The 6,874-nt window shown below is 65.2% G+C and carries 6 protein-coding genes; 2 read left to right on the forward strand and 4 right to left on the reverse strand.

Going from position 1 to position 6,874, the window contains the following annotated elements; all coding sequences use genetic code 11:
- Window positions 1-1,041 (forward strand): NAD-dependent epimerase/dehydratase family protein, encoded by a 1,041-nt coding sequence (locus LJE61_RS02445; protein WP_296914129.1) that lies wholly within the window; start codon window positions 1-3, stop codon window positions 1,039-1,041.
- Between the two features lie 13 nt (window positions 1,042-1,054).
- Here the strand turns inward: LJE61_RS02445 and LJE61_RS02450 are convergent, their stop codons facing one another.
- Window positions 1,055-3,376, reverse strand: coding sequence for a DUF1631 domain-containing protein (locus tag LJE61_RS02450; protein WP_296917304.1), 2,322 nt, complete (start codon window positions 3,374-3,376; stop codon window positions 1,055-1,057).
- Window positions 3,377-3,706: 330 nt separating this feature from the next.
- A complete protein-coding gene (locus LJE61_RS02455) occupies window positions 3,707-4,126 on the reverse strand; it encodes an EamA family transporter (RefSeq protein WP_296914134.1) in 420 nt (139 codons plus the stop codon).
- 104 nt (window positions 4,127-4,230) lie between these two features.
- Between LJE61_RS02455 and LJE61_RS02460 the strand changes: the two genes are divergently transcribed.
- Entirely contained in the window at window positions 4,231-4,764 is a 534-nt protein-coding gene (locus LJE61_RS02460; RefSeq protein ID WP_296917306.1) for a DUF1003 domain-containing protein, read from the forward strand.
- A 77-nt stretch (window positions 4,765-4,841) separates the two neighbouring features.
- Here the strand turns inward: LJE61_RS02460 and LJE61_RS02465 are convergent, their stop codons facing one another.
- Window positions 4,842-6,278: a virulence factor family protein gene (locus LJE61_RS02465; RefSeq protein ID WP_296917308.1), complete on the reverse strand. Its 1,437-nt coding sequence runs from the start codon at window positions 6,276-6,278 to the stop codon at window positions 4,842-4,844.
- 225 nt (window positions 6,279-6,503) lie between these two features.
- A partial coding sequence (locus tag LJE61_RS02470) for a phosphatidylglycerol lysyltransferase domain-containing protein (protein WP_296917310.1) occupies window positions 6,504-6,874 on the reverse strand: 371 nt, incomplete at its 5' end.

Consider the following 6,874-nt stretch of genomic DNA (forward strand, 5'->3'; position numbering starts at 1 on the left):
ATGAGCATCGGCAAAGACAGCCCGCTCGGCTCGATCCTGGTCACCGGCGCGACGGGCAAGGTCGGACGGCGGCTGGTCTCGGCGCTGCTCGAGGCCGGCCAACAGGTGACGGTGGTGGCGCGCTCGACGGCTGCGGCGCGGACACTCTGGCCGGGGCCAAGCGTCGCGATCCGCTCGGCCGACCTGACCGACACCGCAAGCCTGGCGGGACTCTGCGCCGGCATCGACACCCTGTTTCACCTTGCCAGCTATGCACCGCGTCCGGATGAGCCGGATATCTACGGCGCGCCCGACCATTGGCCAGTGACTGCCGAAGGCACCGCGAGGCTGATGGCACAGGTGGAGGTCTCCAAGGTTCGTCGCGTGGTCTATATCAGCAGCGTCAAGGCCATGGGAGACCTGGCCGGTGCGCTGGGAAGAGCGGCCGACGAGTCGGTGACGCCGGCGCCGGACAGCCTGTACGGTCGTGCCAAGCTGGCGGCGGAGCGCAGCGTTTTGGACCTTGGCGCGAGGCTCGGTCTCCACACCACCGTCCTGCGCCTGCCCATGGTCTACGGGGTCGGCGACAGCGGCAATATCGCGCGCATGGCGAAGGCCGTCGCGGCGAGGCGCTTCCCCCCTTGGCCGCGGGTCGCAAACCGCCGCTCCGCCATCCATGTCGAGGATGCCGTCGCCGCCGCCATGCTGGTGGCCGGCCACGCCGAGAGCGCGGGCGAGACCTACTTCGTGACTGACGGTCGTGACTATTCGACCCGTTGGCTCTACGAGCAGACCCTCACTGCCCTCGGACGCCCCATCCCGAGCTGGAGTATCCCGCTCTGGGCGCTGCGCGCGGCGGCCGCAACCGGCACATTGGGCGAGCGCCTGACCGGGCGGCGGATGCCCTTCACCCTCGAGGGACTCGGCAAGCTCGTCGGCGACGCCTGGTTCTCCTCCGCGAAGCTGGAGCGCCAGGTCGGGTTCCGGCCGCGATACACCCTCGAGGTCGAGATCCGCCGTCTTGTGCGGGACGTCGCGGGCAGAAGCGGCGCACAGAGTTGACGGTATCGGACCCTCAGATCGAGCCCGACCGCTGCTCCGGCATGCCCTGCGCCAAGATCTGGGCCACCGCCCGATCGGTGAGCGGATCTTGGCTCAACACCCGCGCCGTACCCTTGCGAAGATGGGCGGCCAGGCTGGTCGTGGCCAAGGTCAAGGCGTTGTCGCCTTGACGGTTGGTGAAGAGGTAGACACCTCGATACTTGCTGACCCATCCCAGTCGCAAGGTTTTTCGGGTGCCGCGAAAGTTCTGGAACTCGACCCAAGCGCCGACATTGAGCGACCTCGCAAGTGTCACACAGGGGTCCGGGGGGCCGTCCTCGTCCGTTTGCGGCCGGCGATAGCGGATCCCGGAGGCATCGTTTGCCCAAGCCTCGCCGGAAGTCCCAGCCGGCCCTGTGGGCGAGGCGCTCACCCCGACTTCGGCGGGTGGCTCGTACGGGAGCTCCTTGTGAAGCGCAGCCATGTGCAGCCGGATCAAGCGATCGAAAAAGGGATCCCAGGCATCCTCCTGATGGACCGCCTCCAGACCGCGGCGGAGGCGTTTGAGAAGCTCTGGTAGCACGGCAAGGAGGCGGTTCCGGTCTGCCAACGTGTCCTTGGGCTGCACACTCCAGATCAGGTCATCCATCGTCGCAACGGCCTCGCCCCAGTCGGCACCGGCATCGCCGCTGTGAACGAAGACGTCCGTCAGAACCGGGCGCCAGTGGCGGTCGAGGAAACCCGCGACCAAGGAGGGCATGTTGACACCGCTAATCCGAGCATCCAACTCCTTGCTGATGCGCGTCGCCGCGATCTCTTGGCGATCGCGTTGCTCGAGCTGATCGAAGACGCGCAGCGAGTTGTCCCGTGCGTGCTCCTCCTCCTCGCGCAAGAACTCGCCAAGCTTGCGGAGCTGAGCGGAAAAGACATCAACGTCGGAGTCGAAGCCGTCGACCACGGCGTCGACGATCTCGCGAACCTTGTCGACGAGCCTGGGCTCATCCATGTCGTTGCGACCGATCCCGGAGTTGGCGATGGCGTCGAGCAATCGGCGCGCAGGGTGCCGGCGGTCAGAGAAGAACGACTTGTCGATCAAGGCGACCTTCAGTACCGGGATCTGCAGCTTTGCAATCTCAGCCCGCACCGTCGCCGAGAGCTCTGTATCGTTGAAGATGGCGTCGAACAGCATGGCGACGATATCGATGGTCACGGCATCGAGCGGGCGCGACCAGGTCATCACGGGTGTCGCGCGGATCTGCTGGAGCACATCCGGCCGTCGCGGGTCGATCTGAATTTGACCCAGACCCGGGAACTCACGAGGGTCGGCGAAACCGTGCTGCAGTCCATTGAGCGTCTGGATGAGCTGGCTCAGTCCGAGCGCGGGCGCCGCGCCCCCGCTGGACGCACCGCCCGCCATCGCCCGCGGGGCCCGCTGGCTGCCGGCGGCTTGGATCGCACGTGCCAACTGGCCGAACACGTCATCACCCGGCTGGGTTGAGGTGCGCCCCGAGACGGCGTGGCCGCCGGCAGGCGCGGGGCGATCGGTTTGGGTTCCGTCCTCTCCCCGTGCCGAGTCCTGAGCCGCCGGGGACTCGAGCCCGGCCCATTCGGAGTCAGGGGTCACGCCGCCCTCGACCCGGACTCGCCGTTGGCCGCGCGGCGTGGACAGGGGTCCGGCCAGCGGGATCGTCGGAAGCACACCGGCCTGGACCAGGAAACGATTCAAATCCGCATAGATGCCGGGGAGCTCGACGGAGGTGTGACGCTCGAACGCATGCAGAAGAATGAGGGCAAGCTGTTCTTGGGCCTCGAGCTCGCTCAGTGCCTGAAGCATGGCCGCGAAAAGGGTGCGCGGGTAGAGCGGATTGTCGTCCTGGCTGACCCGCGGCCGGCGAAGGATCGCCGCGAGGCGGCGATCCAGCGCGGTGAGCTGCTGCGAGCAATTGGCCGCGGCACGCGCCGAGACCTTTCCGATCGCGAGGTCGCGCTCGAAATCAGCTGTATCGACCAGGCGCAGCTCGTCGGGCTCCGGCATGGCCGGCTCCGAGCGCAGCGCGGCCACGCCGGTCTCGAAGCGTTCGACATACGCGGTGCGGAATTGCTGTAGCAGCTCCTGGCCACGTTGGCCGAGAAAGTCCATCGCGGAAACGAAAAGGCGCTGCTGCTCCAGGCTGGTGGCGCGGTCGGCCATGCCAAGCAAGTCCTCGGTCGCCTTGCCCATGTGCTGTGCAAATGCGGTCGCCAGACCATGGGCGAGGCGATCACGGCAACCCGCGAGCAGACCGGCTGCGGCCGCCAATGGGTGATTCAGGGAGCCTCGAGGCTCGGGCGCGGCGAAGGCGGAGGTATCGGGCATAACCGGATGTCTCGACAAAATCGGCCGCGACGCGAGGTTGACGATCGAAGCATCCTGACCCCGTCATCGAATGCCGGCAGGCAATCGGTCTTCAATTCCTTGACCGCGGCGCCGGGTCGACCCCTTCGCCGCGTCATCGTCCCGCCTAGTATAGAAGAGGACGATGACCGACACCCGACCCGAGCGATCAAACGCAAACGCCGGTGGCCATCAGCAGCCGCTGAAGCGCACGCGGACCGTGGCCGCAACGATCCGTTAGACGCTGATCAACGCCCATCCTGGCCATGGTCATTTCCTTAGCGGACACAAAGCCTGCTGCCGTCGACAGCATCAAGGCCAGGCGAGGATCAGAACCCCCGCCAGCATGAGCAGCCCTCCGATTGCGAGTTTCAGCGTCAGGGCCTCGCCGAGGAAGACAACAGCCAGGACGACTGCAAAGGCAAGGCTGAGCTTGTCGATGGGAGCCACCAAGGAGGCAGGTGCCAATTGCAGCGCGCGATAGTAGAAGAGCCAGGACACGCCTGTGGCCAGCCCAGAAAGGACCAGAAATGCCACCGAATGCGGATCCCAGGTTCGGGGCATCTGCCACTCGCCGCGAAGGGTTACGACGCCAGCGATCATGGCCAGAATGACCAGGGTTCGGATCAGCGTCGCCAGGTTGGAATTCAGACCTTCCACGCCAAGCTTGCCGAAGATGGCAGTCAGGCCCGCGAAAAAGGCCGATCCAAGCGCAAACAATTGCCAGGCCATCACATCGTCCTATTCCATGTTGTTCCAGCTTGCCGATAGCGGAAGGCCTGGGACCTTCCTGCCGGTCGAGCAGACTCAGATCGCCGCCTATAGGATGAATCGCCATGAACATGTCGTATCACAGCCGTGCCAACCGTCTGTTCCGAAAAGAGTGGGAGAAGTTGAGCGACCACGAGCGGGATGTCATCCAATCCGTCGTGCAGCGTATCCAGGGCCCACCCGATGCGAACGAAGTGTTCGCAGACCGCCGGACCTTCGGTGAGCGCGCATCCGACAGAATCGCAGCCTTCGGCGGCTCCTGGACCTTCATCATCCTCTTCTTCGCCTGGCTGGTCTTCTGGACGGTCCTCAACACCGACGTTCTCGGGCCACGTCATGAGGCTTTCGACCCCTATCCATACGTCTTTCTCAATTTGATCCTGTCGATGCTGGCCGCAATCCAGGCGCCGATCATCATGATGTCTCAGAATCGGCAAGCGGCGCGTGACCGGGTCGACGCAGAAGTCGACCACGAGGTGAACGTGCGCACGGAGTTGGGGATTAACCAGTTGGACGAGCGATTGCGCGCGATTGATGCCCGGCTGGCCGAGCTGGCGCTTCGGCGCGAGCCGGCCGCCTCCGGCGATGCCGCCGAATGAGCCGATGCCGAGCGCCCAGCCGCCCTGGATACAGACACGTCGAAGGCTGCTGGGGCGCCTGTTTCATCAACCTGACCTCAGTTGACCGAGGCTCGCGCTTGGGCATCGACGACTGCCCGCAGAATCAGTGCGGCGACGCCTGCATAGTCTCCGCCGAAGTGATGGTCGCCGGGCACCTTCAAGACGTCAACACCGAGCTGCTTCAAAGCGGGGCACAGGCTGTCGTCCTCATCCGCTCCATAGACGCAGAGACTGCGCGTCCAGCCCAGATTCTGGATCTGTGGTAACACAGGCAGAGCGTCCTCGCCACGTCCGGTAGCGAGCCAGTCGCTGAGATGAAATTCGAACATGGCGGCGGGACCCAGGCCGAGAAAAACCAGCAACTCCACCCGTCCGCGCAGCTCCGGCGGCAGACCGTTGGCCAGGAATGGCAGCACGTCGGCACCGAAAGAGTAGCCGATCAGCATCACGCGCTCCTTCTGCCAGGCATCCAGGTAGTGGCGCAGGACACGGGTCAGGTCGCGCGTGGCCTCGTCGGGTGACCGAGCCTTCCAGTAATAGCCGAGCGAGTCCCAACCGACGGTGCTGATACCCTTGGCGGCCAACGTCGCGCTCACACCGCGATCGAGCGCCGCCCACCCCCCGTCTCCCGAAAGCATCACGGCAAAGATTCTGGGGTCCTCTTCCGGAGCGCGGATCTCGGTCAAGGGCAATCCGGCTGTTCCCGCCTGCGCGGATACCAAGCCGACCTGGTTGGGAATGCGCGGGTCGAGCCACTGGAATAGCGAGGCCAGCGGACTCAGGTCATCGCCATCGGCCGATGGTGCCGTCGGGACCGATCCACCCGTCGCCATTCTGGCATTACCTATGCCTTTGACAAAGGCGGTGGTCTGCTCCGGGGAGCAGGCTTCGTTGGCGCCGCCCTCGAACAGGAACCAGGGGCTCGGCACCTCCGCAGCGAGCAGCAGCTGGTCGCCGTGAATGAGCGACGCGGCAACCCCACCGCGCTCGCAGGGAGGGAGAGACGACGGCCAGCGGGGACAAAGGCCCAGGCCTACCGCGGCGTGAAAGCTGCGGCTTGGCGATTGCAGCAGTGCCGCGCAGACCAGTGCGGCGCCTTCAGCCTCGCCCATCAGGATGGGAAGGGCATCCTCGGGCAGGTTTTCCCGAGTCTCCACCCAGTGCGCAAGGTTGGACAGCTCAATACCAAGATCCCAGCAGGATGTCGGCGCCTGCTCGGTTGCCTGGTCGGACCAGATGGTCATCAGCCAATCCGCCAGGCGCCTCAGGTAATGACCTGGATCCCACCAAGGCGACCGCGGCTGAGGGGCGACCCGCGTGGACCAGTCGATCCCGACGACGAGGTATCCGCGGCCAGCCACTTGCGCACACATGTCCGCAGCAGCATCCCATCCCTTGGCACCCAGGTAAAAGAGGACGAGACCCTTCGGGGGATCTTGCGGATGGATCAAATGCAGGGTTTGGTCGACCCTTGCGACGACTTCCTCTGTCATTCCGGCTGGGGTCCTGTGCGATTCCGCTTCGCTCGGCGAAGGCAGTGAAGCCGCGAGGACCGGGCCGACGAGCGCCAAGAGGCTGGCCAGCGAGGTCATCAGGCCAAGGGGTTTCGGCGGGCTGAGCCCCCGGAGGTGGGTTGGCATGGAGTCGAATCTCCGAATGAAGATCAAGCAGCTTGGGCTGCAGAGATAGACACCGATCCCGTCGGACGGTGCTTGGCTTCAAGGCCTGATCAGAATCCGGCGGTAGCCACCCGCGATCAAGGCGGCGAGATCGACCAGCAGGGTGGGCAGTGGTCGATACAGCGGGTAGGCAATATAGCGGCTCCGCCACACCGGATGGAACTTCTCCTTGAAGCTGCGCAAGCCCTTGTAGTTGTAGAGACGGCTGCCGTAGTCGTAGGCCAGCCCGGCGAGCCGCTCGTCCGGGCGGGCGTAGCGGATATTGCCGACGCCGCTCAGCGGAGCCATGCCCAGGTTGAACCAGATGTAGCCTTCCGTGCGCGCCCATTCGATGATGCGGGTGAACAGGAAATCCATGGTCCCATGCGGGGCATCCGGCACATGCCGCATCAGATCCACGCCCAGCTCCC

This window comes from Thiocapsa sp., assembly GCF_022340925.1.
In the GTDB taxonomy this organism is placed as follows: Bacteria; Pseudomonadota; Gammaproteobacteria; order Chromatiales; family Chromatiaceae; genus Thiocapsa.

What these genes read in the sequence shown, in the direction of transcription:
- LJE61_RS02455 (WP_296914134.1), bottom strand. Translation starts at nt 4,126, where the DNA reads ATGGCCTGGCAATTGTTTGCGCTTGGATCGGCCTTTTTCGCGGGCCTG.
- LJE61_RS02460 (WP_296917306.1), top strand. Translation starts at nt 4,231, where the DNA reads ATGAACATGTCGTATCACAGCCGTGCCAACCGTCTGTTCCGAAAAGAG.
- LJE61_RS02465 (WP_296917308.1), bottom strand. Translation starts at nt 6,278, where the DNA reads ATGACAGAGGAAGTCGTCGCAAGGGTCGACCAAACCCTGCATTTGATC.
- LJE61_RS02450 (WP_296917304.1), bottom strand. Translation starts at nt 3,376, where the DNA reads ATGCCCGATACCTCCGCCTTCGCCGCGCCCGAGCCTCGAGGCTCCCTG.
- LJE61_RS02445 (WP_296914129.1), top strand. Translation starts at nt 1, where the DNA reads ATGAGCATCGGCAAAGACAGCCCGCTCGGCTCGATCCTGGTCACCGGC.